Origin of the sequence: Agrococcus sp. KRD186, from assembly GCF_017168255.1 — a bacterium.
GTDB lineage: Bacteria > Actinomycetota > Actinomycetes > Actinomycetales > Microbacteriaceae > Agrococcus.
Genome location: NZ_JABFAP010000001.1, coordinates 321,750 through 347,492, shown reverse-complemented (window position 1 = coordinate 347,492; position 25,743 = coordinate 321,750). Strand labels below are relative to the sequence as shown.

Sequence of the window (25,743 nt, the reverse complement as noted above, 5' to 3'; positions counted from 1 at the left end):
CGGTCGCCGCTGGGCGGCTGGTCTGACGGGCTCTCGCCCCGGTCACGGTATCTGCTCGGGCCAGCATCTCGCTGGAGGTTCGGTGGGCGGATGCGGTGTGCCGCCCATGCGGGCCGGCCCCGCGGGCGCTCACCCCGGTTGCGTCGCTCGTCCCCGCGTCGCGAGCACCGCGGTGACCGCGAGCACCGCGATCACCGGCACCATCGCGAGGTTGAGCCCGGCGTAGCCGACCACGCCCAGGATCGGGCCCGCGGCGGCACCGGCGGCGGCCGCGCACAGCCCCATCACCAGATCCGACCGGCCCTGCAGCGCCGGGCGCAGCGGCAGCTCGACCGCCGCGGCGACGAGCGTCGAGCCGGCGACGGTCGCCGCGCTCCAGCCCAGCCCCAGCAGCGCCAGCCCGATGGGTGCGAGGCCGGCGGGCAGGGCGAGGTTCGCCGCGATCGCGAGCAGCAGGATGCCGGCGCCGGTCAGCACCGTCGCTCGGGCGCCGACGCGGTCGGTGAGCCAGCCGAAGACCGGCGAGAGCGCGTACATGCCTGCGGTGTGCGCGCTCATCGTGAAGCCGATGACGCCCAGGTGCTGGCCCGCCTGGTCGAGGTGCACCGGAGTGAGCGCCATGACGCCCACCATCGTCGAATGCGCGGCGGCGACCGCGATCACGGCGGCGAGGGCACGCGGATGCGCGCGCAGGCGCAGGCGCGGCCGCTCGGTCTGGGTGGGCAGGCCGACCCGGCTCTCCAGCAGCGGATCCGGCCGCAGCAGCACCCACAGCACGGCGGCCGTGATCGCCATCGCGACGGCCGAGATGACGTAGGCGCCGACCAGGTGCGGCAGCCCCAGGGCCAGCCCCAGCGTGTCGCCGGGGCCGATGAGGTTCGGGCCGATGACGACGCCGATGGTCGTCATCCACACCACGAGCGACAGGTCGCGGCCGCGGCGGCGGGGCGTGGAGAGATCGGTGGCGGCGAAGCGCGACTGCAGGTTCACGGCCATCGCGCCGCCGAGCACGAAGAAGCCGGGCAGCACGATCGCGGGCGAGCCGAGCGTGCCGCCGATGGCGAGCAGCACGGCGCCGGCGAGCGCCAGCAGCGTGCCGCTGGTCAGCGCGATGCGGCGGCCGCGGCGCTGCGCCAGCCTCGCCAGCGGCACCGCGAGCGCGGCACCGCCGAGCGTCAGCAGCGTGGCGGCGAGGCCGGCGAGCTCCGCGCGGCCGGTGACCTGCTCGACCAGCAGCGAGCCGACGCCGAGCGCGACGCCGTTGGAGAGCCCCCCGAGCGCCTGCGCGAGCGAGAGCACCACGAGCGTGCGGCGCTGCGCGGGGTGCGGCCGATCCGGGGTCGCCCCGGCAGCCCCGAACTCAGCCTCGGGCCGTGCATCGTCCGCGCGTGCGTCCGCTGCCGGCGCGGCCGCACCGGAGACGGACTCGCTCCGCGGCGGCTCGCCCGGCGGCTCGCTCATGTCAGGCCGTGACGACCTCGGCCTCGCCCGCGGGCAGGCCCTGCTCGTCCGCGATGCGGCGCGCCTCCTCGATGAGGGTCGCGACGATGTCGGCCTCCGGCACGGTCTTGACGACCTCGCCCTTGATGAAGATCTGCCCCTTGCCGTTGCCCGAGGCGACCCCGAGGTCGGCCTCGCGGGCCTCGCCCGGGCCGTTCACGACGCATCCCATGACCGCGACCCGAAGCGGCACCTGCACGTCCTTGAGGCCCTCGGTCACCGCATCCGCCAACGTGTACACGTCGACCTGCGCGCGGCCGCAGCTCGGGCAGGAGACGATCTCGAGCTTGCGCTCGCGCAGGTTGAGCGACTGCAGGATCTGCATGCCGACCTTGATCTCCTCGACCGGCGGCGCCGAGAGCGAGACGCGGATGGTGTCGCCGATGCCCTCGGCGAGCAGGATGCCGAAGGCGGTCGCCGACTTGATCGTGCCCTGGAAGGCCGGGCCCGCCTCGGTGACGCCGAGGTGCAGCGGCCAGTCGCCGCGCTCGGCGAGCATGCGGTAGGTCTTCACCATCACGACCGGGTCGTTGTGCTTGACCGAGATCTTGAAGTCGTGGAAGTCGTGCTCCTCGAACAGGCTCGCCTCCCACATGGCGCTCTCGACGAGCGCCTCGGGGGTCGCCTTGCCGTACTTCTCGAGCAGGCGCGGGTCGAGGCTGCCGGCGTTGACGCCGATGCGCAGGCTCGTGCCCGCATCCTTCGCGGCCTTCGCGATCTCGCCGACCTTGTCGTCGAACCTGCGGATGTTGCCGGGGTTGACGCGCACGGCGGCGCAGCCGGCGTCGATCGCCTGGAAGACGTACTTCGGCTGGAAGTGGATGTCGGCGATCACCGGGATCTGGCTCTTCTTGGCGATGATGTGCAGCACGTCGGCGTCGTCCTGGCTGGGCACCGCGACGCGCACGATGTCGCAGCCGGTGGCCGTGAGCTCGGCGATCTGCTGCAGGGTGGCGTTGATGTCGGTGGTCTTCGTCGTGGTCATCGACTGCACCGAGACGGGTGCGTCGCCGCCGACGAGCACCTTGCCGACCTTGATCTGCCGGCTCTTGCGGCGGGGCGCGAGCGTGAGCGGCTCGGGCTTGCCGAGGTTGATGGCTGCCATGGCATCAAGACTACGCGCCGCGGCTATGAGCGCCGACGCGGCCTGGCACCCCGCGGCCGTCCCGCGCCCGTCCGCTCGACGCTCGACTCCCTCGACCCGCTCGCGCTTCCGGGACCCGCCCAGCCCGCTCGCGCTTCCGGCGTTCAGACGGATCCTTGGAATCGCATCCTCCATAATCGCGTTCTGGAACCACAGACCCGTCTGAAGCGCCTCGATCGTTGGGCGGGCGGAGGCCGAAGCACGCGCGTGCCCACGCCCGCGCCCGCGCCCGCGCCTCGATCGTTGGGCGGGCGGAGGCCGAAGCACGCGCGTGCCCACGCCTGGCAGGATCGACGGGTGATCACCGCAGCGGCAGACGGCTCCTCCCTCGGCAATCCCGGCCCCACCGGCTGGGGCTGGTACATCGACGACGCGCGCTGGGCCGCCGGCGGGCAGCGGCTCGGCACGAACAACATCGGCGAGCTGAGCGCCGTGCTCGACCTGCTGCAGCAGACCGACGGCGTCGCCGAGCTGCACGTCCTGTGCGACAGCCAGTACGTCATCAAGGCGATCACGCAGTGGATGCCGGGCTGGAAGCGCAAGGGCTGGAAGAAGGCCGACGGCAAGCCGGTGATGAACGTCGAACTCATGCAGCAGCTCGACCGGCTGATGGCCGAGCGCAAGGCGGCGGGCGGCGTCGTCACCTTCGAATGGGTGAAGGGCCACGCCGGCCACGCGCTCAACGAGGCCGCCGACCGGCTCGCGAACGGCGCGGCGGCCGCCTACCAGCGGGGCAAGGTGCCGGATGCGGGACCCGGGTTCGGCGGCGTCACCGGCCCGGGTGCACCCAGCGTGGGCACCGCCGCGGTGCCGTCGGCCGACGCGACGCCCGCTGCGCCCGCGCCCGCGGCGAATGCGTCCGCTCCGTCCGCGCCCGCTGCGGCTCCGACCGCCGCCCCCGACCTCTTCGACGGCTTCGACTTCCTCACCGACACGCCCGCGGAAGCCGAGGTCGTGCGGCTCGAGCGCTCGCTGCTGAGCGACGAGGTGCGCGCCGACCCCGCCTCGGTCGCGGCGCTGCTGCACCCCGAGTGGGAGGAGATCGGCGCCTCCGGCCGGCGCTGGAGCCGCGACGAGCTGCTCGCCGAGATCGCGCCGCTGCCGAAGCCTGTTGAGCTCGAGCTGCTCGCGAGTCACGAGCTCGGCGACGACACGCTGCTGCTCGTCTGGCGCTCGGTGGGCGACGAGACGGCGCTGCGCAGCAGCCTCTGGGTGCGCACCGGCGGCCGCTGGCGCCAGCGCTTCCACCAGGGCACCCGCGAGGCGTAGCCGCCGCGCGGCTCAGCCGCCGAAGACGCTGATCGGCTTGACGATGTCGGCGTAGATCAGCAGCGCGCTCATGATGCCGAGCACGGCGGTCACCGCGAGGGTCACCGGCACCCACTTGGCCGTGTCGAGCGGTGTGGCGACCTTCCCGCGCAGCTTCGCCCATCCGCGTCGCACCGCGTCGACGATCGCGCCCAGCACGTGCCCGCCGTCGAGCGGCATCAGCGGGATGAGGTTGAACACGAACAGCGCCACGTTGAGGCTCGCGATCAGCTGCACCATGGCGCTGATGCGCTCGAGGATGGGCACCTGGTCGAGCGCCGCGATCTCGCCCGCCATGCGGCCGACACCGACGACCGACATCGGCCCGTTCGGGTCGCGCTCCCCGGGCCCGAAGGCGGCCGCTGCCACGTCGACGAGCCGCTGCGGCAGGTTGATGATGAGCTCGCCCACCCGCACGACGTTGTCGCCGACGGCCGGCAGCACGGCGCTCACCGGCTGCTGCTCGACCTCGTAGCGCGGGCCGATGCCGACGAAGCCGACAGTCTCGGTGATCGGCTCGCCGTCCACCTCGACCATCTGGCCGGTGTCGTCGAAGACGTAGCGCTCGCTGGCGAGCGGCGAGACCTGCACGGTCACCTGCTCGCCGCCGCGCTCGACGACGAACGGCACCCGCTGCCCGGCGAGCTCGCGGATCGCGCCCTGGATGTCGTCCCAGCGGCCGATCGGCTGCCCGGCGATCGCGACGATCCGGTCCCCCGGCTCGATGCCGGCCTCTGCGGCCGGCGCGAGCGGGTCGCTCGGCTCGCAGTCGGTGCGGTCGGCGGATGCGGCGATGACGCACTCGTTGACGCTCGCGACCGTGGTCGAGGGCACGGCGATGCCGAACCCGCTCAGCACGATGCCGTAGGCGACGATGGCGATCAGCAGGTTCATGGTCGGGCCGCCGAGCATGATCACGATGCGCTTCCAGGTGGCCAGGCGCCAGAACGCCCGCTCCTCCTCGCCCTCGTGGATCGTGTCGGCGCTCGAGTCGCGCGCATCCTGCACGAGCGTGTCCAGGAAGCCCGTGGACGCATCCCTCGACTCGCCGCCGGGCTTCAGCGGCGGGAACATGCCCGACATCGAGATGTAGCCGCCGAGCGGGATCCACTTCATGCCGTACTCGGTCTCGCCCTTGCGGAACGAGAAGATGGTCGGCCCGAAGCCGATCATCCACTGGCCGACGCGCACGCCGAAGAGCTTCGCGGGCCACAGGTGCCCGAGCTCGTGCAGGCCGATCGAGACGGCCAGGCCGACGACGACGACGAGCACGCCCACGATGTAGAGGAGGACGGCTTCCATCGAGCGACAAGGCTAGCGCCATAGCCAATGTGCCTACGCTGGCGAGCATGTCGAGCAGCCCAGCATCGCGCCGCGGCCCGGCCCCGCGCCGCGGCCCGGCCCCGCGCCGCGGCCCGGCCCCGCGCCGGCCGGTCGCCGAGCGGGTGCCCGCCTCGCGCCTCGACGGCCGCGCGATCGTGCTGGGCGCGATCGGCCGGCTGCTGGTGGTGCTGCTGGCCTGGGCGATCACGCGCCCCGCGCCCGATCCGGTCGCGCAGACGGCGCACGTCGAGGGCGGGCTGCCGCGCTCGGTCGCCGGCTGGAGCGGCGGGCAGCTGGCGAACGCCGCCATCGTCATGCAGGCGGGCCGCGATCTCGGGCTCGGCGAGCGGGATGTGCGCATCGGCGTGATGACGGCGATGGGCGAGTCGAGCCTGCGGGTGGTGGACCACGGCGACGACGCCGGCCCTGACTCGCGCGGCCTCTTCCAGCAGCGCACCGGCTGGGGCGCCTATGAGGTGCGCATGGATGCGTACGGCTCGGCCGTGCTCTTCTACCGGGCGCTCGCCAGGCTGGAGGGCCGCGAGCAGCTGGCCCCGACGCGCGTCGCGCACGGGGTGCAGATCAACCTCGACCCCGATCACTACGCGCGCTGGTGGGACGACGCCGGCGCCGTCGTCGAGGCGATCGACGCCGCCGACGTCGAGGTGGTGGTGGTCCCCCGCTAGCGGTTCACGCCGGCGGCCTCGTCGGCGGCGCGGCGCGCCCAGCGCTCGGCGGCGAGCACGCTCTCGAGCGTCAGCTCGCCCGGCTCGTGCTGCTCGAGCACCCGCTCGATCGTGGGGATGATGTCGAGGAAGCCGATCTCGCCCAGGTGGAAGGCCTGCACCGCCTGCTCGTTCGCGGCGTTGAACACCGCCGGGAACGTCGAGCCAGCCCGGCCGACCCGCTTCGCGAGCGCCACCGCGGGGAAGGCCTCCTCGTCGAGCGGCTCGAACTCCCAGCTCGAGCTGCGCGTCCAGTCGAGCGGCGCCCCGACGCCGGCGATGCGGTGCGGCCAGTCGAGCCCGAGCGAGAGCGGCAGCCGCATGTCGGGCGGCGAGGCCTGCACGATCGTCGAGCCGTCGACGAACTCGACCATCGAGTGCACGATCGACTGCGGGTGCACCGTCACGTCGATCTGCTCGAGCGGCACGTCGAACAGCAGGTGCGCCTCGATCACCTCGAGCCCCTTGTTGACCATCGTGGCCGAGTTGGTGGTGACCATCGGCCCCATGTCCCACGTGGGGTGCGCGAGCGCATCCGCCGGTGACACATCCGCCATGCGCTGCCGGCTCCAGCCCCGGAACGGGCCACCGGATGCGGTGAGCACGAGCCGTCGGACCTCACCGTGGGTGCCGGAGCGCAGGCACTGCGCGATGGCCGAGTGCTCCGAGTCGACCGGCACGATCTGGCCGGGCTGCGCGCGCGCCATCACCAGGTCGCCGCCGGCGATGAGCGACTCCTTGTTCGCGAGCGCGAGGGTGCGGCCGGCGTCGAGCGCGGCGAGCGTGGGCGCGAGCCCGACCGAGCCGGTGATGCCGTTGACCACCACGTCGGCCTCGACCGACTCGATCATGGTGACCGCCGCATCCGCCCCCAGTGCGGCCTCGCCGCCGAACTCGGCCTGCTGGGCGTCGAGGCCGGCCCGGTCGCTGCCGGCGACGAGGCCGACGACCTCGAAGCGCTCCTGGTTGGCGCGGATGACGTCGAGCGTCTGCACGCCGATCGAGCCGGTGGAGCCGAGCAGGATGACGCGGCGGCGCTCGCTCATGCCGCTCCCCCGCCCGCGACGACCTCGCCGGCGACCAGGATCACCGGCTCGTGCAGCACCGGGAAGGCGACGGATGCGGCGATGAAGCAGTCCTCGGCCGCCTGCCCGTGCGCGTCCAGCGCGTCTGCGGCCTGGGACGCATCCGTGATCGTCACCACCGGGCGCAGCAGCGCGCTCGTGAAGCGGCCGCCGGTGCCGGCGGTCTCCATCGTGCCGGTCGCCTCGTCGCGGTAGGCGGTGACGACGATGCCGCGGCTGGCGGCCTGGTGCAGATAGCTGAGCATGTGGCACTGCGCGAGCGCCGTCAGCAGCAGCTGCTCGGGGTTGTGGCGCCGTGCGTCGCCGCGGAAGGTCTTGTCGGACGAGCCCAGGATGTCGGGCAGCCCGTCGATGCGGATGACGTGGTCGCGGGTGTAGGAGCGGTAGGTGGCGGTGCCCGTCTCACCCGCCCCGGTCCACTCGACCTCGACGGCGTAGCTGTGCTGCATCGGCATGCCGTCAGCCTAGGGCTCTGGCGCTGGTCGGGGCCATGCCGCTCGGCGTAGGATCGGCGGTATGACTGACATCGTCGCGCCTGCGCTCTCCCGCTCCATCGTCACCGAGATCCCCGGCCCGAACAGCCGCGCGCTGCTGGAGCGCAAGGAGCGCGTGGTCGCGAAGGCGGTGCCGCACCAGCTGCCCGTGTTCATCGAGTCGGCGCACGACGCGATCATCACCGACGTCGACGGCAACCGCTTCATCGACCTCGGCTGCGGCATCGGCGTGACGACCATCGGCCACACCAACGACAAGGTGGTGGATGCGGTGCGCGAGCAGGTGGGCAAGCTCACCCACTCGCTGTTCGGCACCACGCCCTACGAGCCCTACGTGCGGATCGCCGAATACCTCGCCGCCCACACCCCCGGTGACCACGACAAGAAGTCGTTCTTCGTGAACTCGGGCTCGGAGGCGGTCGAGAACGGCGTGAAGATCGCCCGCAAGTACACCGGCCGCCGCGCGGTCGCCGTCGTCGAGCACGGCTACCACGGCCGCACGAACCTGACGATGACCATGAACTACAAGCCGATGCCGTACGCGGCCGGCATGGGTCCGCTGGCCTCCGATATCTTCCACGCGCCGGGCTCCTACCCGCTGCAGGACGGGCTGAGCGGCGCAGAGGCCGCTGAGCGCACCCAGTACCACCTGGAGAAGCACGTGGGCGTCGAGGACCTCTCGTGCCTGGTGATCGAGCCCATCCAGGGCGAGGGCGGCTTCATCGTGCCCGCCGACGGCTACCTGCCCGCCATGCAGGAGTGGTGCACCGCGAACGGCGTCGTCATGATCGCCGACGAGGTGCAGTCGGGCATCTGCCGCACGGGCGCGACCTTCGCCTCCGACCACTTCGGCTGGGTGCCGGACCTGGTGCTCTCGGCCAAGGGCATCGCCGGCGGCCTGCCGCTCGCGGGCGTCACGGGCCGCGCCGAGATCATGGACAGCGTGCACGTGGGCGGCCTCGGCGGCACCTTCGGCGGCAACCCGATCGCGTGCGCCGCGGCGGTGGCGGTCTTCGAACAGATCGAGGCCGACGACCTGAACGGCGAGGCGCAGCGCATCGAGCGCGTCATGCGCCCGCTGCTCGACGAGCTCGCCGAGCGCCACCCCGAGATCATCGAGGTGCGCGGCAAGGGCGCGATGCTGGCGGTCGAGCTCATCGACCCGGAGACGGGTGCGCCGATCCCGGCGGCGCCGATCTCGGCGGCCGCAGGCCTCGACGGCGTGCTCGTGCTGACCGCAGGCACCGACTACAACGTGCTGCGCTTCCTGCCCAGCCTGGCGATCACCGACGACCAGATCCGCGAGGCGATCGACGTGATCGGCCGCGCGCTGGCGTCGAGCCTGAGCGCCGCCTGATGCGGATCGGGGTCCCGCGCGAGACGAAGGCCGACGAAGCGCGGGTCGCCCTGACGGCGACCGGCGCGACCGAGCTCGTCGTCCGCGGCCACGAGGTGCTGGTGGAGACCGGCGCAGGCGCCGGCAGCGGCTTCCCGGATGCCGTCTACGAGGAGGCCGGCGCGTGCATCGTCGCGACGGCGGCCGAGGCATGGGCGGCCGAGCTGGTGCTCAAGGTCAAGGAGCCGACCCCGGCGGAGTACGGCTTCCTGCGCGACGACCTGACGCTGTTCGCCTACCTGCACCTGGCGGCGGAGCCGGCGCTGGCGCAGGCGCTGCTCGACGCGGGCACGACGGCGATCGCCTACGAGACGGTGCGCGCACCCGACGGCTCGCTGCCGATGCTCGCCCCGATGAGCGAGGTCGCCGGCCGGCTCTCGGTCGTGCAGGGCGCCTCGCTGCTGACCGCCCCCTCGGGCGGTGCGGGGCTGCTGCTGGGCGGCGTGCCCGGCACGCGTGCGGGCCACACGGTCGTCGTCGGCGGCGGCGTCGCCGGCACGGCCGCGGTCGAGATGGCCGTCGGTCTCGGCTCGCGCGTGACCGTGCTCGATGTCTCGCTCCCGCGCCTGCGGCAGTTCGACACCATCTACGGCGGCCGCGTGCAGACGCTGCACTCGAACCGCGTCACCGTCTCGGAGGCGGTGCGCGACGCCGACCTCGTGATCGGCTCGGTGCTCATCCCCGGCGCGAAGGCGCCGAAGCTGGTCACCAGCGACATGGTCGAGGCCATGCGGCCCGGCTCCGTGCTGGTCGACATCGCGATCGACCAGGGCGGCTGCTTCGCCGATTCTCGGCCGACGACCCACCAGCAGCCGACCTTCCGCGTGCACGACACCGTCTTCGCGTGCGTCACGAACCTGCCGGGCGCGGTGCCGCGCACCTCGACCGAGGCGCTCACCAACGCGACGCTGCACGCCACCACCCGGCTAGCCGGTCTGGGCTGGCGCGAGGCGCTGCGGGCGGATGCGGGACTGGCGGCCGGGCTCAACACCACCGGCGGGCAGGTGGCCAATGCCGCGGTCGCGTCGGCGCTCGAGACTCAGGCGACACCGCTCGCCTCGCTGCTGGGGTAGCGCAGCCGCTCGAAGCGGCCGGCGTCGAGCACCCAGGCCGGTGCCGAGCGCATCGGCGGCGGCGGCGGCGCGTGCCGCAGCACCTGCCGCAGTTGCCGCTCGTCCACGCCGAGCACCAGCACGGGCCGCTCGGCGCGCAACCGGTCGAGCTCGCCCCACGCCGCCTCCCACTCGCCGACCGAGCCGAGCACGAGCGCCGGCGGGCCTGAGGCGCCGCCGCCTCCGTGTGCAGCGCCACCGTGTGCAGCGCCTCCTTGTGCAGCGCCTCCGGCGGCGCCTTGCCCCGGCTTCGCCGAGCGCGCCGCCAGGTCGAGGGCGGCGAGCGCGGGCGGCAGTTGCGCACCGGGGCCGAGCACCACGGCGACCGGGCCCTCCGGCAGCGGCACCGCTCGGGGCTCGCGCCTGGCCACCGCGGCCTCGGGCAGCGCGAGCTGGACGCGCTCGTCGTCGAGCCAGCCGGCGCCGGGCGGCAGCGATCCGTCGTGCACGTGCCCGGCACCGCCGGCGACGATGTGCTCCTGCCTGCTGGCGATGCGCAGCAGGATGCGCAGCTCGGCCAGCGGCGCGATCTGCCCCATCGCGGTCGAGACCCGGCGGGCGGTGAGCGCCACCGGCGACCCCTCCCGCATGCGGCGCGCGAGGGTCTGCGCGACGCTCGACTGCTGCTCCTCGCTGAGGCGAGCCAGCTGCAGGTCGAGGTCGTCGACCACCAGCGGGCCGGGCTCCTGCAGCGCATCCCAGAGCGCGTCCTCGCGGTCGACGACCGTCGTGCCGAGCTGGCCGGCGAGCAGCTCGGCGAGGCTCGTGCGGCCGCTCGCCGCTCCCCCGACGACCAGCAGCGCGCCATCGGTCGCCGGCCGCCACAGCACCGGCGCGACCAGCTGCTCGGCGGGCCGGTCGACGAGGCCCAGGCGGATGCCCGCGGGCGCAGTGCCCGAAGGCCCACCGGTGCCGGCCGTCTCAGCGGCGCGGGCCGTCCCGGCGCTGCCGGCCGTCCCGGCGGCCGCGGCGCGGATCGCGGCGTCGACGGCCGCCAGCGCCAGCGAGGCCGGCAGCGGCTCGCGCCACGGCCGCGGGGCGCGCGGCTGCTCGGCGGCCGCGGCGACGAGCGCGGCCAGGTGCGCGGGGCCGGCCAGCGCAGCCTGCGCCGTGCGGGTGGCGCCGCCGCTGACCCGCACGACGCAGCGGCCGCGCGCCGCCAGCGGGATCGACGCGGCCGAGGCGGAGCCTGTGACGGCGACCGCGTCGTGCTCGTCGGTGACGCGCAGCGAGATGCGGATGCCGCAGTTGGCCAGCAGCGAGTCGCGCACCGCCTCCGCGGGCCGCTGCGTGCACAGCACCAGGTGCACGCCGAGCGAGCGGCCGCGGGCGGCGAGGTCGACGAACAGCCGGTGCAGATCGGGCAGCTCGGCGAGCATGGCGGCGAACTCGTCGACCACGATCACCAGCCGCGGCATGCCGACAGCCTCCTCGATCGATCGCACGGCCTGCTCGGCCAGCAGCCGCTCGCGGCGGCGCAGCTCGGCCTTCAGGCTCTCGATCGCGCGCACCGCACCGGCCTGGTCGAGATCGGTCATCACGCCGACGCAGTGCGCCAGGCCCAGCAGCGGCGCGAAGGAGGCGCCGCCCTTGAAGTCGACCAGCAGGAACGAGACCTCCGCGGTCGAGCGCCCGGCGGCCATCGCCGCCACCCAGGCGATCAGCAGCTCGCTCTTGCCCGAGCCGGTCGTGCCGCCGACCACCGCGTGCGGGCCGTCGCGCACGAGGTCGAGCTCGATGGGCGCCTCGTCGGCGAGGAAGACCGCCGCGAGCCCGCCGTCGGCCACCGGCAGCGCCTCGAGCTCGACGTGGGCGGGCAGGCCGCCCGCCAGCCGGATGCCGGCGTGCGAGGCCGCGGCGGCGAGGGTCTCGACCGCCGCGAGCGCCTCGCGCTCGGCGATCGCCGCGGGCGTGCAGGTGCGCTCGCCGACGCGCGCCGCATCGAGCGCGGCGTGCACGACGATGCGGCATTCGCGCGGCAGCTGCGAGGCGTGCTCGGCCACCGCGATGGTCACCTCCACGCCGTCGCCCACCAGGCGCACGCTCGACCCCGGCTCGCGGTGCAGGGGATGCGGCAGCTGCGCCAGCCAGTCCCAGGCCGGGTCGGCTGGGACGATCGCCTCCGCAGCATCCGGCGGCACCGCATCCGCCGCCTGCACGACCGCCGAGCGCGCGAGCGCGAGGGCGACCAGCGGTGGCCCGACGATGCCGATGCCCTCGCGGGCGTCGACCACGAGCGGGCCGTCGACGAGCGCCGCCGCGGAGCGCAGCCGCTCGGCCTGCTCGGCGGCGCCAAGCCTGCGCACCGCCGGGTCGCTCGCCGGCACATCGCCCTCGACGGCGATGCCCGAGGCCAGCGGTCCGGTGCCCAGCACCACCGGCACCGGGGCGCCGGGCTCGCGCCGCCAGCGGTGCGGGTCGTGGGAGGGGCGGGCCGCCACCGCCCGCGGCCCCGGGTGCGCGGCGGCGAGCTCGGCCCGCTGCTCGTCGAGCGCAGTGTCGATGCGGTTCGCGACCTCGGCGATCTCGGCCCGCCAGCGCGCCGCCTCCCGCGCGCGCCGCCGCTTGCGATTGCGGCGGCCGTCGCCCATGCTCGCCAGCGCGATCACGGGGCCGAGGATGGCGAAGACCAGCACCGTGGGCGTCTGCAGCAGCAGCCACATGGCACCGGCGCCCAGCACCGGTGCCAGGCTCGCCAGCAGCGGGAACGGCGCCGGCTCGGGGTCTGCGGGCGGGCGCGGCAGGTCGATGCGGGTCGGCATGGCGGCAGGATGCGCCACCGGCGACTGCTCGCGCGGCGAGGGACGGCGGGCCTGTGGAGAGCCGCGCTACCGGCGCACGAGCGAGGCAGGGTTCAGCCGCGTCAGGAGCGGCTGCAGCCAGCCCTGACCGGCGTCGCGCGAGTCGAGCACGGCCCGGCCCAGCAGCCAGGTCGCGTCGACCTCTGGCTCGCTGGGCGGGTCCGCCGCGAACACGGCGCGGTCGACGCGGTGCGCGAGCTCGCGCATGCGCGCGTCGGCGGCCGCCTGCTCGAGGCGCGTGCCGCCGGGCGGCAGCGTCTCGCCGCGGTCGCGGAGCCCGTCGACCACCTCGGCCCACGCGCCCTCCGCCCGGTCGCGCGGCTCCTCGGCGCTGCGTCGCCGCCGGCGGCGCACGACCTTCGCCACCACCAGCCCGACCGGGATCGCGGCGACGAGCGCCAGCAGCCCGAGCACCGCGGCGCCGGCCGCGAGCGCCTGCAGCAGGCGCGTCACGCCGTCGTCGATGTCCTGGGGCGCGCTGGGTGCCGCCGCGTCGCCGGCTTCGGTCTGCCCGCCGGGGGCCGGCGCGGGCGCCTGCTGCATCGGCGGCTCCTCGACGGTCGTCGGCGAGCCCTGATCCTGCTCGGGGATCGGCCGCGGTTCCGGCGTCACGTCGAGCCCGACCCAGCCGGCCTCCGTGCGCACCTCGATCCACGCATCCGCATCGGCCCCGACGACGACGGTCGGCTCGCCGGACGCGATGCCCTCGGGCGTGAAGCCCACGACCACCCGGGCGTCGAAGCCCAGCTGCCGTGCCAGCAGCATGGCGGCGGTGGCGTACTGCTCGGCGTCGCCGATCATCGGCTCGGCGAACAGCTCCTCGAGCCGCTCGAGCGAGTGCCCGGGGCGCGAGGGAGCCTCATCGGCCCCCACGCCATGGCTGACGTAGCCGTCGGCGCGCAGCCCCTCGAGCATCGCGGCGAGCCGCTCGCTGGGCGTCGCCGCCGCGCCCGTCCATGCCGCGAGCCTGCTGAGCATGGCGTCGGGCAACGACTGCGAGCCCTGCCGTGGGTCGGCGGGCTCGAGCGCGGCGACGGCCTCCGGCGCGACCATCGGGTGGCCGGGCTCGGAGAGCATCTGGTAGCCGTCGCCGGGCGCGATGCCGAGCTCGAGGTAGTAGGTGCTGAGCGCGTCATTGCTGTGCAGCCCGGCGGCGAGCCGCTCGGCACCGTCGCCCACGAAGCGGATCGCCGAGGGGCTGCCCACCACGGGCAGCCACGGAGTGGTCAGGGCGTCGACCGTGACGCCGATCACCCGGCCGTCGCCCGGCTCGGCGATCGGCACGCGCTCGAACGCCGAGCGGCCGACGCCCAGCACCTCGCCGTCGTAGCTCTCCAGCACGGCGGTGCGGATGCGGTCCCCCGGCTCGAGGCCGGTGACCGTCAGCTGGGCGGCGTCACGGCTCTCGGGCGACCAGTAGGAGCGGTAGGCCGCCAGCGGCGAGGCGCCCTCGAGATCGATCGACGAGGGGCTGTCACCGCGCAGCACCGTGCGGTCGGGCAGCGTCACGACCGCGCCCGCCGCGCCCGCGGCACCCACCGCGAGCACCGCGACCACCGCGCCGGCGCCGACCCGGCGCGCGAGCGACGAGAGCGCGCGGGGCGCCCTGCGGCGGCGGCGCGCCTGCCGCACGATGGCGACGTACGCGGCGATCGGCACGATCGCGGCGAGGCCCGTCAGCCACGGGCTGGGCAGCTCGTGCGGGCCCCACAGGATCGACCAGGCCGCGACGGCGGCGGGCACGAGCGCCGCGGTCTCCGCCCGCTTCGAGCGCAGCGCCAGCGAGACGCCGATGATCGTGGCGGCGAGCACCAGCACCACCGGTGCCATGAGCAGCGAGTCGCCGGTGCCGACCGGCAGGCCGATGGTCAGCAGGCGGCGCCAGGCGAGCACCACCGCCGCGGCGGCGTCGGCGAAGGCCGGCAGCCACTCCCCGCGGGGGATGCGCTGGGGTGCGGTGAGCGGCACGGCGAGCAGCGCGAGGGCGGCGAGACCGGTGAGGATGATCGTGATCGACGACCAGCGGCGCACCGTGCCCAGCCATGCGATCGCGGCCCCGACGAGCAGCACGACGGCGAGCGCCACCACCAGCTGCAGCGTGCCGAAGATCCACCACATGGGGACGCAGGCGGCGCCGATGGCGAGCAGCAGCATGGCGACGGCGGGGGCGCGCTGGATCATCGCTGCCTCGACTGCCCGATGCCGCGCGAGAGATCCTCGATGGCGCCGACGGTGACGACATCGGCGTCGCCGAGCCGCGAGCGGGACGGCAGCGCGCCCACCGCGGCGCGCACGACCACCGAGACCACGCCGGCGGGCATGCCGTTGGCCGCCGTGCGGAGCGTGCGCGGCGACACCGTGGAGCCGGTGATGAGCCAGGCGAGGCTGCCGGGAGCCGCCCGCCGGGAGGCGCGAGCGGCCGCAGCGATGCCGAGCTGCTGCTGCGGCTCGAGCACGGCGAGCGCATCCAGCAGCCGATCGCGGGTGGCCGCGTCGATGGCGTGCGCCTCGCCGCGCTCGCCGCGCGGGCTCTCGACGATGCGCAGCGTGCGGCGGTCGGCCATCGCCGCCAGGCCCAGGGTGCCGACCAGCGAGAGCGCGAGCTCGAAGTCGTCGCCGTCGTACTCGCGCGGATCGGTGGAGAGCACGATCAGCGTGTCGGCGCGCCTGGACGGCTCGAACTGCCGCACGAGCAGCGTGCCCAGCCGGGCGCTCGAGCGCCAGTGCACCAGCCGGCGGTCGTCACCCGGCGCGTACTCGCGCAGGCTGTGGAAGGAGACGTCGTCGGCGGTGCGCTCGGCGGCCGCCTCCCCGTCGAGGTCGCGCACGATGCCGCCGGCACCCCCCGGCAGCCGCACGACGCGCGGGTGCACGACGAGGGTGCGTGAGTCGGTCAGGCGGTGGCGCCGCTCGAGCACGCCGAAGGGGTCGGTGCGGATGATGGTGGCCGGGCCGATGGTGCGCAGGCCGCGCCTGGAGGTGTCGAGCGGCACGGAGCGCACCACGCGGCCGTCGACCTCGATCGGCGGGATCTCCAGCACCACCTCGTCCTCGCCGACGACCAGGTCGACCTGGCTGGGCGTCACCGCGCGGGTCGGCCGCGACACCTCGACGAGCGCGAGCGCGTCCGCCCCCACCGGCACCCGCTCGGCGCTCAGGCCGATGCGCGCCCTCGCCCAGCGCGCGCCCACGATCCACGGGATGGCACCCAGCAGCAGCACCGCGGCAGCCACGGCGGCGACCAGCGCCTCTGTCCAGCCCAGCGCGCGCGCCAGCACGAGCCCGAGCACGACCACCGCGACCAGCGTCCAGCCCCACGGCGTGAGCGTGCGCGTGACGGCGTCGAGCAGGCGCATCCCGGTGCTCGGTCTCAGCGCCTGGGCGGCGCCACCGTCAGCATCAGCTGCTGCACGATGCTCTCGGGGCGCACATCATCGAACTCGGCCTCGGGCTGCAGCACGAGCCGGTGCGCGAGTGCCGGCACCGTGAGTGCCTTGACGTCGTCGGGGGTGACGTAGTCGCGGCCATGGATCGCCGCCCATGCCCGGGACGTGCGCACGAGCGCGAGCGCGCCGCGCACCGAGACGCCCAGCCGCACCTCGTCCGCCTCCCGGGTGGCCTCGACCAGGCGGGCGACGTAGTCGACGATCGACGCCTCGACGTGCACCTTCCTGATCCGGGCCGCCATCGCCTGGATGAGCCGCGCATCCGCCACCGGCTTGATCTCCTCGGGTGAGACCTCTTCGCCCGAATCGGTGAGGATGCGCAGGGTCGAGGCGTGGTCGGGGTAGCCGATGGAGGCCTTGAGGGCGAAGCGGTCGAGCTGCGCCTCTGGCAGCTGGTAGGTGCCGGCGTGCTCGATCGGGTTCTGCGTCGCGATCACCATGAACGGATGCGGCACCGGGTGCGCGATGCCGTCGACGGTGACGTGGCCCTCCTGCATCACCTCGAGCAGCGCCGACTGCGTCTTCGGGCTCGCGCGGTTGATCTCGTCGGCGAGCACCACGTTGGCGAAGACCGGGCCCGGGCGGTACTCGAACTCGCCGCGCCCCTGGCTCCAGACGCTCACGCCGGTGATGTCGCCCGGCAGCAGGTCGGGCGTGAACTGGATGCGGCTGGCGGTGCCGTCGATGCTGGCAGCGAGCGCCCGGGCGAGCGAGGTCTTGCCGGTGCCGGGGTTGTCCTCGATCAGCAGGTGGCCGTGGCTGAGCATGGCCGTGAGCGAGAGCTGCACCGCGTGGGGCTTGCCCACCAGCACCCGCTCGACGCGCTCGACGACGTGCTCGGCCAGCTCCTGGATGCTCGCGACATCGACCTCCACGGGCGACTCCCTCCGGTCGATGGTCATGGCCTGCTCACAGCCCGCAGCCCGCGACGGTCGGCTCGACGTCGCGATGCGGTCCGGACTCCAGATAGGTTACGACGCCCCACGCCCGCACCTGCGTCGCCCCCGCCGGGACGGGCTCGGATGCCGGTTGCTCGGCGCGCCACGTGCCGCCGACGAGGTAGGCCGCGACGACCTCGCTCTGGAGGACGGCGCCGGCGTTCGCGGGCGGGGTGGCGTTCAGCGGTGCGAGCGGCGTGCAGGCGTTGACGGTGGCCTCCAGGCTCAGCGGCATGCCGGTGCCGACCGCGGTCGGATCGGAGCACACCTTCGAGGGGCCGGCGCCAGGGGGCGCGCAGACGCGCAGGTCGACGGATGCGTCCCGCCCGTAGGCGAAGGACGTGGTGGTCGGGGTGAGCCACGAGTTCACGGCCACCCTGGTCCAGCCCGGCTCGGTCGCCTGGGGCGACTGGCGCACCCGCGCCTCGAACCACATGTCGCTGGGCAGCGAGGGGACCTGCGTCAGCTGCAGGTCGAGCGCGTCGTCGCGCACCTGCGCGTCGCCGGCGGCGACCCGCACCTGTGCGGCATCGACCGGTGCCGGCTTGCCGAAGACCGGTTCGGAGACGGAGACCGAGCAGTGCCAACCGTTGTCGGCGGTGACTGCCACGACCACGCGCGAGCCCTCCGCCACCGAGAGCGTGGCGCTCGTGGCGGTGGTGCCCGCGGGCTCGCCCGTGCCGCTGCTGTCGCAGCTGAGCGCGGCGGCGTCGCCGACCGGCACGATGCGCGCGGCGTAGGCGACGCGCGTCGCGCCACCGGCGTCGACGCGCGACCAGCTGGCGGTCACGGTGCCGGGCGTGCGGCCGGTGATCAGCACCGGCGTCGTGGCGGGCTCGCCGACGGCCGTGAACGGCACCGGCGCGCTGGGCCAGTGCCAGCCCTCGTCGGGGACGCCGGCGGCGTTGGTGGCCGCGACGGCCACCGAGTACGCCAGCCCGGGCGACAGCTCGGTCACGACGGCGCTGCGCTCGGTGGCGCCCGCGCGCAGGACGCGGTCGGCCCCGTTGCCGGTGATGCGCACCAGGTAGCCCTCGATGGGCGTGCCGCCCTGCGGCTGCGGCACGGGCTGCCACGTGACGCGCACCGAGCCGGGCTCGCCCGTGGGCGTGGCGGTGATGCCCCGCACGATCGCGGGCCGCCGGTCGGCGTGCACGGGCTCCGAGGCGGCGGACTGCGCACTCGGGCCCAGCGCGTTGACGGCGACGGCGCGCAGCCGCAGCTCCACGCCGGGCGGCAGGCCCTCGATGCGGCAGCGCGGCTCCACTCCGCACTCGTAGCTGACGTCGCCGCCGATGATGCGGTAGCCGGTGATCGGGCTGCCGTTCGCGGCGGGTGGCTCGATGCGCATCGTGACCACGCCGTCCACGTGCTCGTCGAACGCCTGCACGGGTGGCGCAGGCGCATCCGGCACGTCCTGCACCGTCACGGTGATCGGGCTCCAGACGGCGCGACCGGGCACACCCGTCGCGTCGACGACCAGCACGCGGACGATGGTGGTGCCGATCTGCGCCGTGTCATCCACGTCGATGGTCACGGTGCCGCCGTCGAGCGAGGCGCTGATGCCGCGCTCGGCGGCGCCCTCCTCGCTGATCGCGCCGATGCGCAGCGGCACGGTCGGGAGGGGGTTGGAGGCCTCGTCGTTCGCGAGCGGCTCCACCTGCGCGCTCCTGCCGCGCTGCACGGTGACGGCGTCGGCGACCGGGGCGGCGAGCGGCCTGGTGGAGGTGATCACCTGCAGCCGCACGGCACCGTGCTGGCCCTCGCCCGCGGCGTCCCACACGCCGATGTCGACATCCTCGGTGGTGCCCGCGGCGGTGCCCTCGAGCGCGGCGACCGTGAGCGTCGAACCGGTGACGGAGGCGCGGAAGCCCGGCGGCACGCCGTCGAGGATCGCCCACGTGGCCGCCTGCAGCCGGGCGGGATCGGGCGAGCGGGTGATGCGGGTCAGGTCGATCTCGCGCTCATCGCCCGGCTCGAGCCTGACGTAGGCGCCGAGCACGCTGAGCGGCTGATCGTCGCCGGGCACGACCTCGATGGGCAGCACGATGGTGCCGATGCGGCCCTCCGGATCGGTCGCGCTGTCGCCGTCGGTCACCTCGAAGCTGATGCTGGCCGGGCCGTAGTAGGTGGGGGGAGGCGAGAAGCGCAGGGTCTTGAGGTCGATCACCGGGTTCGCCCCGGAGTCGGGCGAGACCTCGACGGTGCTCGCGTCGGTGAGGAAGACGCCGCGGCCGTCGACGGTCTCGACGACATCATCGATGGCGATCTCGATCGTCTCTCCCGCCTGCACCGTCAGCGGCGCGACGTCGGCGCGCAGCTGCGGCAGCGCGTCGAGCCGTCCCGGCACGGCGATCACGGCGGTGCCGATCGCCGAGGGGTCGTCGCTGCGGCTGATGGTGAACGGCACGAAGCGGGTGCGGTCGGTGACCGCGAGCTCGACCGCGCCGTCGTCGCGCAGCTGCACGCCGGCGGTCTCCAGCGGCAGCGCGGCCTCGAGCACGTCGCTGCGGCCGTCCCGCACCGATGCGTGCGCGAGCGGGTCGATGACGACCGCCTCAGCGTCGGCGATCGACTGGATCGCGACCTGCACGTCCTCCACGTCCGGCGCGGGCGGCGGCGCGTCGGGGTCGACCTCGACGCGCAGCCAGCTGGTGGCGCTCGATCCGGCCGAGTTCTCGACCGTCACGAGCACGCCGATCGCCGAGGTGTCGGCACCCGCGGTCACCATCACGGCGCCGTCGCGCTGCTCGGCCGTCGCTCCGGTCGTGACGGCCTCCACTGCGACGATCTCCAGCGGCAGCCCCGCGGGGTCGCTGTCGTTCTCGAGCACGGGCACCACGAGCGTCGAGTCGGGCCGCATCTGCGCCTCGTCGGGCTCGAGCACCGGCGGCAGCGCCGGCCCGGGCTCGACGACGGCGATCCGCACGAGCCCCTCCGCGACCGCGCCGAGGTCGTCCTTGATGCGGTAGCGGAACTCGTCGGTGCCCGCCGAGTACTCGCCCGCCTGGTAGCGCAGCGTCGACGAGCGCCCCGACTGCGTGACGAAGCCGAGCGCCGGCGCGGCCGACGGCCCGAGCAGCTGCACGGGGTCGCCGTTCGGGTCGGCGTGCGAGAGCGGCAGCGGCAGGTCGACGCTCGCGCCCGCGACGACGCGGGCCTCGATCGTCGGTGCGATGGGTGCAGCGTTCGTCCGCTGTGCGGCGTCGGTGACCCGCAACGTGATGTCGGCGCTCGCCGTCTGCCCATCGGGGCCGCGCACCGCGTAGGTGGCCGTGAACGTGCCCGGCTCCTCTGCGGCGACGTAGCGCATCCGGTCGCCGTCGACGAACAGCAGTCCCGCCTCCGGCGCCGCCACCGGCTGCGGCTCGAGAGCGATGGTCAGGCCGTCGGGCTGCTCGTCGTTGGCGAGCACCGGGATATCGACCAGACCGCCGGGTCGCACCGAGATGACGTCGTCGCGCGCGATCGGCGCCTGCACGGCCGCCGTCGCCGACTGCGACACCCGCAGCTCGCCGGTCGCCGAGGTCAGGCCGTTCGTGACCGTGTACGTCACGCGCGCGTCCCCGTCGAGATCATCGGCGAGCGAGAGCCGCACGCGGTCGCCGTCGAGCACCTCGGCGCGCACGCTCTCAGTGTCGGAGGATGCCTCCGTGATCGCCACCACGCCGCCGGCCGGGTCGTGGGCGAGCGAGTCGACCTCGACCTCGGTCGCGCTGATCGCCGCCACCGTGGCCCGCGCCGGCCGCGTCACCGGTGCCGAGGAGGCGTCGGTGCCCTCCAGCACGCGCACGACCACGAGCCCGTCCCTGGTCGACTCGCCGTCGCTGACGACGTAGCCGAAGCGCAGCAGGCCGGGCTCGGTGGGGCTGACCCTGATGGTGCCGTCGGAGAAGTCGGGGGTGGCTGGGGCGGCTCCTGCGACCACGTTGTGGAGGCTCAGCTCGCCGGATCCGCCGCGCGCGGCCAGCAGCGGCTCGAGCACGAGCTCCTGCCCCACGCGCGTGACGGCGGTGACCGGTTGCGCCGTGATGGGCACGGTGCCCGCGTGCACGGTGAGCGCGATCGCCTCGGTCACCTCGTGCTCGCCGTCCGTGACGGTCACGCGCACCTCGCGCTGGGCGCCCGCCCGGCCGTCGCGGAACTCGAGCCTGCCGTCGTCGCGCACGCTGACCTGATCGGGCTCCTCTGCGGTGGCGGAGAGCACGGCGAGCGGGTCGCCCTCGGGGTCGACCCAGCCGTCGAGCGCATCGAGCACGATCGAACCGCCGGCCTCGAGCGTCGCCTGCAGCGGCCGGACGAGCTCCGGCGGCTCGTCGCCCGAGCGGATCGTGACGGTCGCGACGGCCTGGCCGCTCGTGGTGCCGTCCGAGACCCGGTAGCTGACGCGGGCCTCCCCCGACTCCGGCGCCTCCAGCCGGATGCTGCGGCCGTCGGGCATGAGGGAGACGGATGCGTCGTCGCGGTCGACCTGCGCCTCGGTGATGACGATGGGGTCGCCGTTCGCATCGCTGTCGTTGAGCAGCACCGGCAGCAGCGTGACCGCGCCCGGGCGAGCGCCGAGCTCGTCGTCCTCGGCGACCGGCGGCGCAGGGTCGGCCTCGACCGTCTCCTCGATCGTCTCGCCGTCCGCGGGGTCCTCGGGGGTCGGCTCGTCGTCGGCGAGCTGCCAGCCGGTGATGCGGCTGCCGTCGCGATCGATCGCCCAGGCGTCGCCCGTGCCGGGGTCGACGACCGCGGTGGCGCTGCCGCGCTGCAGGATGCGCAGCTCGGCGTCGAAGGCGACGTCCTCGAGGCTCAGCACCACCGGCTCGGCACCCTCGCAGGAGCGCCAGGCGGTGCCGTCGTGCCAGACCGCGAAGATGCACTCCTCGCCCACGACGGGTTCCGCGGCCTCGCCGCCGGCACCGGAGGCGAGCACGGTCGAGCTCGGCACGCCCAGCTGCTGGCGCACGAGCGTGCCGTCGGCGGCGTAGACCACGCTCGCGGACGCCGCGCCGGGCTCCTGCAGGCGCACGCCGCCGGCATCCAGCACCGTCTGCCAGGTGCGGGTGGAGAGCACGCCGGAGCCGGAGTCGTAGAGCACCCAGTCGTCGCCGAGCACCGTCAGCTGCAGGTCGGGCGCCGAGGGCGACACCGGGGCGCGGTCGCTCGAGACGATCTCGCCAGCGGCGTCGACCCGCAGCACGCGGCCGAGCCCGGGCGAGGCGGCCAGCAGGCCGTCGTCGGTGAGCACGGCCACGCCGCCGCGACCGAGCGCGACGACCGCCTCCCCGAGCGGAGCGCCCTCGGCGAGCGCGCCGGTGGTGGTGCGCCAGACGTCGCCGGTCGTCGGCGAGGTGACGATGATGCGGTCGCCGCGCACGCCCACCTCCGCCTCGGGGGCGATCGGCACCGCCGGGCCCGGCTGCGCGGCGCCCTCGCGCACGACGCGGGCAGTCGATGCGTCGCGGTCGATGATGACGGTGCCGCTGGCGGCCTGCAGCGCCAGATCGGCGGAGCCGGCGTTCACGACCCGTTCGATCGAGCTGTTCGCGGTGTTCGCGAGCCCGATCACCCCGGCATCGGCGTTCGCGATCCAGACGCTCGAGCCGTCGAGCTGGGGCTCGAGCGATGCGTAGCCGGGCGTCAGCACCGCCCCGGCGACGACGCCGGCAGCCAGCAGGCTGCCCAGCGCGATACCGGCGACACGGCGCTTCACGGCAGTGGCTCCGCGCACGCCCTGGTGGGCTCGCCGGTGCTGCCGTCGCGGTTGACGGCGACGTCGATGCAGAGCTGCTCGCCCGGCTCACCGGTGAGCGAGAACTCGCGGCCGCCCTGGATGAACGCATCGCCCGTCGTGGTGCGCACGTGGTAGCTGTCGGTGCCCACCAGCCCAGGGTCGTCCCAGCTGAAGACGACGCGACCGGACTCCGGCGCCGCCGTGACCTCGGCGACCACGGGGATCTGCTGCGAGACGCTCGAGAGCGCCATGGCCGCGACCGCGACGATCCCGAGCACGACGATGCTCGCGACGCCGACCCCGACGCCGATCGCGAAGCGCTTCGGCTTCTGCGGCTGGCGCCTGCCGGTGGACTGCGAGATGTCGACCCGGCTGCCCGTGATGCCCGCGCCCCTGCGCGAGCGGCGCGCGCGCAGCCGCAGCGCATCCGAATCCTCCTCGACCGCGGGCTCGGGCGCGGGCTCGGCGGCCCACGCGTCGACCTCGACCTCGACGGCGGTCTCGTCGAAGCCGAGCTCGCGCTGCACGGCCTGCAGCTCGCGCAGCATCGCCTCGACGGATTCGTAGCGGTCGCTCGGCTTGGCTGCGAGCGCCTTGTCGAGCACCGTGCGCAGCGGCACCGGGATGGCGCGCGAGGGCAGCAGCTCGTGGTTCATGATGCGGCTGCTGAGCGCGTCGTGGTCGTTGGCCCTGCCGGGCTGCTCTGCGGGACTGCGCCCGGCGATGAGGGAGAAGATCGTCGCGCCGAGCGACCAGACCTCGGTGGCGACGGTGCCGCCGGTGTCGCCGCGCAGCACCTCGGGTGCCGCCCACGGCACAGAGACCCCGGCCGCCTCGGTGGTGTCGTGCTGCAGGCCGGCGATGCCGAAGTCGCTCAGCACCGGGTGGCCGAAGGAGGTGGTGAGGATGTTGGCGGGCTTGATGTCGCGATGCAGCACGCCGCCGCGGTGCGCGGTCTCGACCGCGGCGCCGATGCGGATGGCCACGCGCAGCGCCGCCTCGACCGGCAGCGGCTCGGTGCGGAAGCGGTCGCCCAGCTCGGGGTTGGCGAGCTCCATCACCAGGTAGGGGCGGCCGTCGCTCGCGACGCTCGCGCCGTAGACGGTGAGGATGCTGGGGTGCGAGGAGAGGCGACCCATCAGGTTGACCTCGGTGCGGAAGGAGCGGCGCACGTCCTCGTCGACGAGCTCGGCCAGCAGCACCTTGACGGCGACCGGCCTGCGCGGCAGCGCCTGCTCGTAGAGGAAGACGTCGGCGTAGCCGCCCGTGCCGAGCACGTGGAGGTGCGAGTAGCCGGGAAGGACCGGCGGCGCGGAGGGGAGCCGCCTGGCCATCAGGCTCGCCTGGTCTCCTCGTCGCGCAGCGTCGCCCGCGGCACGGTGCGGTCGACGTCGTCGACCGTGGGGGCCTTCGTGACGTCGACGACGATGACGGAGACGTTGTCGCGTCCGCCGTTGTCGAGCGCAGCGGCGACGAGCGCGCTGGCGGCGGCTGCGGGCTCCGCGTGCTCACCCAGCAGGCGCTCGATATCGATGTCGTGCACCTCCTTGGTGAGGCCGTCGGAGCAGACCAGCAGGCGCAGCTGGGGCATGATCGGCAGCAGGAAGTAGTCGGGCACCGGGTCGATGCCGGCACCGACGCCGCGCGTGACGACGTTGGCCTCCGGGTGCGTCTCGGCCTCCTCCTCGGTGAGCAGGCCCGCGTCGATCAGCTCCTGCACGACCGAGTGGTCGATGGTGATGCGCGTGAGGCGCTCGCCGAGCATCGCGTAGGTGCGGGAGTCGCCGACGTTGAAGACCGCGAAGTGCGGGGCGTCGTCGTGCATCGCGAAGGCGCAGCCGGTGACGGTGGTGCCTGCGGCGCCCTCGCCGTCGCCGAGCTTCTCGATGATGTCGGTCGCGCGGCGGAGCGCGTCGACGACATCGATCGGCTCGACGGCCTCGAGGTCGGCGAGCCCTCCGAGCTGCTCGGCCACTGCCTTGCTGGCGAGGTCGCCGTGCGAGTGCCCGCCCATGCCGTCGGCCACCGCGAAGATCGGCGGCTGCGTGACGAGGGAGTCCTCGTTGTGCTGGCGACGGAAGCCGGTGTCGGTCAGACCTGCCCAGCGCACTGCGAATCGCTGCCCCTCAGGGCCCTGTGTCGCGTGCTCGCCGGTCGCCGCTCCGATGTGGGTCACGTCCTCCATTCTCCCATGCTCGGGCGGCAGGTGATGCACCACGCCCAGCAACGCGCATCCGCACCGGGTCCTCAGGCCTGCTGGGTGGCTGACGCATCGGGTCGCAGCACCCAGTCGGGAGCGCCTCTGGCGTCGACGATGTCGCGCAGCAGCGGCGCCATCGTGAGGCTCGGATCGACGGCCATCGCGAGCTCGGCGCAGCGTGCCGCGGTGCGGCCCCTGCCCACGAAGAACTGCAGGAAGCCGACGATCACGAGCAGCGGCGCGCGTGCCTCGAGCGGCACTGCCGCGGCGATCGCGCTCCATCGACGGAGCCGCTCGTGCAGGCGCTCCGCGTCGGGCGCCGGCCCGACGCCCATGAAGCGGTTCGCCGCAGTGTCGCCGGCGATCGCGTCGGCATCGCCGCTCGCCGCGAGCGTGGCTGCCGCCGCGTCGGCGCCGTCGATGGCGAGCTCGATCGCCAGATCGCGCAGGAGCGGGCTGGCGACCAGGATGGCTGCGAGCGCCGCGGCCCGCGCCGGATCGACGCCGAGCCCGCCCGGCCCCGAGCCCAGCTGTGGTGCGAGCTCGCAG

17 protein-coding genes are annotated in these 25,743 nt (G+C 74.5%); 4 read left to right on the top strand and 13 right to left on the bottom strand.

Annotated elements, in window-relative coordinates; all coding sequences use genetic code 11:
* Positions 1–129: 129 nt before the first annotated feature.
* Together J1M46_RS01750 and ispG are read right to left on the bottom strand one after the other, a co-directional pair.
* Positions 130–1,461, bottom strand: coding sequence for an MFS transporter (locus J1M46_RS01750; protein WP_206446265.1), 1,332 nt, complete (start codon positions 1,459–1,461; stop codon positions 130–132).
* 1 nt (position 1,462) lies between these two features.
* Positions 1,463–2,605, bottom strand: a complete 1,143-nt coding sequence (gene ispG, locus J1M46_RS01745) for a flavodoxin-dependent (E)-4-hydroxy-3-methylbut-2-enyl-diphosphate synthase (protein ID WP_206446264.1) — start codon at positions 2,603–2,605, stop codon at positions 1,463–1,465.
* Between the two features lie 336 nt (positions 2,606–2,941).
* Between ispG and J1M46_RS01740 the strand changes: the two genes are divergently transcribed.
* Complete coding sequence (locus J1M46_RS01740) at positions 2,942–3,913, top strand: RNase H family protein (protein WP_206446263.1); 972 nt, start codon at positions 2,942–2,944, stop codon at positions 3,911–3,913.
* 12 nt (positions 3,914–3,925) lie between these two features.
* Here the strand turns inward: J1M46_RS01740 and J1M46_RS01735 are convergent, their stop codons facing one another.
* The gene (locus J1M46_RS01735; RefSeq protein ID WP_206446262.1) at positions 3,926–5,254 is read right to left on the bottom strand and encodes a M50 family metallopeptidase; all 1,329 of its coding nucleotides are present in this window, start codon (positions 5,252–5,254) and stop codon (positions 3,926–3,928) included.
* Positions 5,255–5,301: 47 nt separating this feature from the next.
* Here J1M46_RS01735 and J1M46_RS01730 point away from each other — a divergent pair, with 47 nt between their 5' ends.
* Positions 5,302–5,961 carry a hypothetical protein gene (locus J1M46_RS01730; protein ID WP_206446261.1) on the top strand — a complete coding sequence of 220 codons (660 nt, stop codon included), beginning with the start codon at positions 5,302–5,304 and terminating at the stop codon, positions 5,959–5,961.
* Here the strand turns inward: J1M46_RS01730 and dxr are convergent.
* Together dxr and J1M46_RS01720 are read right to left on the bottom strand one after the other, a co-directional pair.
* On the bottom strand, positions 5,958–7,046 hold the full coding sequence (dxr, locus tag J1M46_RS01725; protein ID WP_206446260.1) for a 1-deoxy-D-xylulose-5-phosphate reductoisomerase: 1,089 nt from the start codon (positions 7,044–7,046) through the stop codon (positions 5,958–5,960). The genes J1M46_RS01730 and dxr overlap by 4 nt on opposite strands.
* Positions 7,043–7,540, bottom strand: coding sequence for an OsmC family protein (locus tag J1M46_RS01720; protein WP_206446259.1), 498 nt, complete (start codon positions 7,538–7,540; stop codon positions 7,043–7,045). Before J1M46_RS01720 ends, dxr begins: the two co-directional genes overlap by 4 nt.
* A 61-nt stretch (positions 7,541–7,601) precedes the next feature.
* Between J1M46_RS01720 and J1M46_RS01715 the strand changes: the two genes are divergently transcribed.
* Both J1M46_RS01715 and ald read left to right on the top strand, forming a co-directional pair.
* Entirely contained in the window at positions 7,602–8,936 is a 1,335-nt protein-coding gene (locus J1M46_RS01715) for an aminotransferase class III-fold pyridoxal phosphate-dependent enzyme (RefSeq protein ID WP_206446258.1), read from the top strand.
* Entirely contained in the window at positions 8,936–10,048 is a 1,113-nt protein-coding gene (ald, locus tag J1M46_RS01710) for an alanine dehydrogenase (RefSeq protein ID WP_206446257.1), read from the top strand. Before J1M46_RS01715 ends, ald begins: the two co-directional genes overlap by 1 nt.
* Here the strand turns inward: ald and J1M46_RS01705 are convergent.
* The 8 genes from J1M46_RS01705 to J1M46_RS01670 all read right to left on the bottom strand — a co-directional run.
* Positions 10,015–12,849, bottom strand: coding sequence for an FtsK/SpoIIIE domain-containing protein (locus J1M46_RS01705; protein WP_206446256.1), 2,835 nt, complete (start codon positions 12,847–12,849; stop codon positions 10,015–10,017). The genes ald and J1M46_RS01705 overlap by 34 nt on opposite strands.
* A 66-nt stretch (positions 12,850–12,915) precedes the next feature.
* Positions 12,916–15,069, bottom strand: a complete 2,154-nt coding sequence (locus J1M46_RS01700) for a transglutaminase-like domain-containing protein (protein ID WP_206446255.1) — start codon at positions 15,067–15,069, stop codon at positions 12,916–12,918.
* Positions 15,066–16,244 (bottom strand): DUF58 domain-containing protein, encoded by a 1,179-nt coding sequence (locus tag J1M46_RS01695; protein ID WP_206446254.1) that lies wholly within the window; start codon positions 16,242–16,244, stop codon positions 15,066–15,068. The genes J1M46_RS01700 and J1M46_RS01695 overlap by 4 nt, the downstream gene beginning before the upstream one ends.
* A gap of 14 nt (positions 16,245–16,258) precedes the next feature.
* Positions 16,259–17,236, bottom strand: a complete 978-nt coding sequence (locus tag J1M46_RS01690; protein ID WP_206446253.1) for an AAA family ATPase — start codon at positions 17,234–17,236, stop codon at positions 16,259–16,261.
* A gap of 7 nt (positions 17,237–17,243) precedes the next feature.
* A complete protein-coding gene (locus J1M46_RS01685) occupies positions 17,244–22,973 on the bottom strand; it encodes an Ig-like domain-containing protein (protein WP_206446252.1) in 5,730 nt (1,909 codons plus the stop codon).
* The gene (locus J1M46_RS01680; RefSeq protein WP_206446251.1) at positions 22,970–24,328 is read right to left on the bottom strand and encodes a serine/threonine-protein kinase; all 1,359 of its coding nucleotides are present in this window, start codon (positions 24,326–24,328) and stop codon (positions 22,970–22,972) included. Before J1M46_RS01680 ends, J1M46_RS01685 begins: the two co-directional genes overlap by 4 nt.
* Positions 24,328–25,170: a PP2C family protein-serine/threonine phosphatase gene (locus J1M46_RS01675; RefSeq protein ID WP_342384220.1), complete on the bottom strand. Its 843-nt coding sequence runs from the start codon at positions 25,168–25,170 to the stop codon at positions 24,328–24,330. Before J1M46_RS01675 ends, J1M46_RS01680 begins: the two co-directional genes overlap by 1 nt.
* Positions 25,171–25,241: 71 nt before the next feature.
* Positions 25,242–25,743, bottom strand: a 502-nt coding sequence (locus J1M46_RS01670) for a hypothetical protein (protein WP_206446250.1), incomplete at its 5' end; no start/stop codon positions are given.

What these genes read in the sequence shown, in the direction of transcription:
- J1M46_RS01735 (WP_206446262.1), bottom strand. Translation starts at nt 5,254, where the DNA reads ATGGAAGCCGTCCTCCTCTACATCGTGGGCGTGCTCGTCGTCGTCGTC.
- ispG (WP_206446264.1), bottom strand. Translation starts at nt 2,605, where the DNA reads ATGGCAGCCATCAACCTCGGCAAGCCCGAGCCGCTCACGCTCGCGCCC.
- J1M46_RS01730 (WP_206446261.1), top strand. Translation starts at nt 5,302, where the DNA reads ATGTCGAGCAGCCCAGCATCGCGCCGCGGCCCGGCCCCGCGCCGCGGC.
- J1M46_RS01715 (WP_206446258.1), top strand. Translation starts at nt 7,602, where the DNA reads ATGACTGACATCGTCGCGCCTGCGCTCTCCCGCTCCATCGTCACCGAG.
- J1M46_RS01705 (WP_206446256.1), bottom strand. Translation starts at nt 12,849, where the DNA reads ATGCCGACCCGCATCGACCTGCCGCGCCCGCCCGCAGACCCCGAGCCG.
- J1M46_RS01720 (WP_206446259.1), bottom strand. Translation starts at nt 7,540, where the DNA reads ATGCCGATGCAGCACAGCTACGCCGTCGAGGTCGAGTGGACCGGGGCG.
- ald (WP_206446257.1), top strand. Translation starts at nt 8,936, where the DNA reads ATGCGGATCGGGGTCCCGCGCGAGACGAAGGCCGACGAAGCGCGGGTC.
- J1M46_RS01680 (WP_206446251.1), bottom strand. Translation starts at nt 24,328, where the DNA reads ATGGCCAGGCGGCTCCCCTCCGCGCCGCCGGTCCTTCCCGGCTACTCG.
- dxr (WP_206446260.1), bottom strand. Translation starts at nt 7,046, where the DNA reads ATGAGCGAGCGCCGCCGCGTCATCCTGCTCGGCTCCACCGGCTCGATC.
- J1M46_RS01750 (WP_206446265.1), bottom strand. Translation starts at nt 1,461, where the DNA reads ATGAGCGAGCCGCCGGGCGAGCCGCCGCGGAGCGAGTCCGTCTCCGGT.
- J1M46_RS01690 (WP_206446253.1), bottom strand. Translation starts at nt 17,236, where the DNA reads ATGACCATCGACCGGAGGGAGTCGCCCGTGGAGGTCGATGTCGCGAGC.
- J1M46_RS01695 (WP_206446254.1), bottom strand. Translation starts at nt 16,244, where the DNA reads ATGCGCCTGCTCGACGCCGTCACGCGCACGCTCACGCCGTGGGGCTGG.
- J1M46_RS01700 (WP_206446255.1), bottom strand. Translation starts at nt 15,069, where the DNA reads ATGATCCAGCGCGCCCCCGCCGTCGCCATGCTGCTGCTCGCCATCGGC.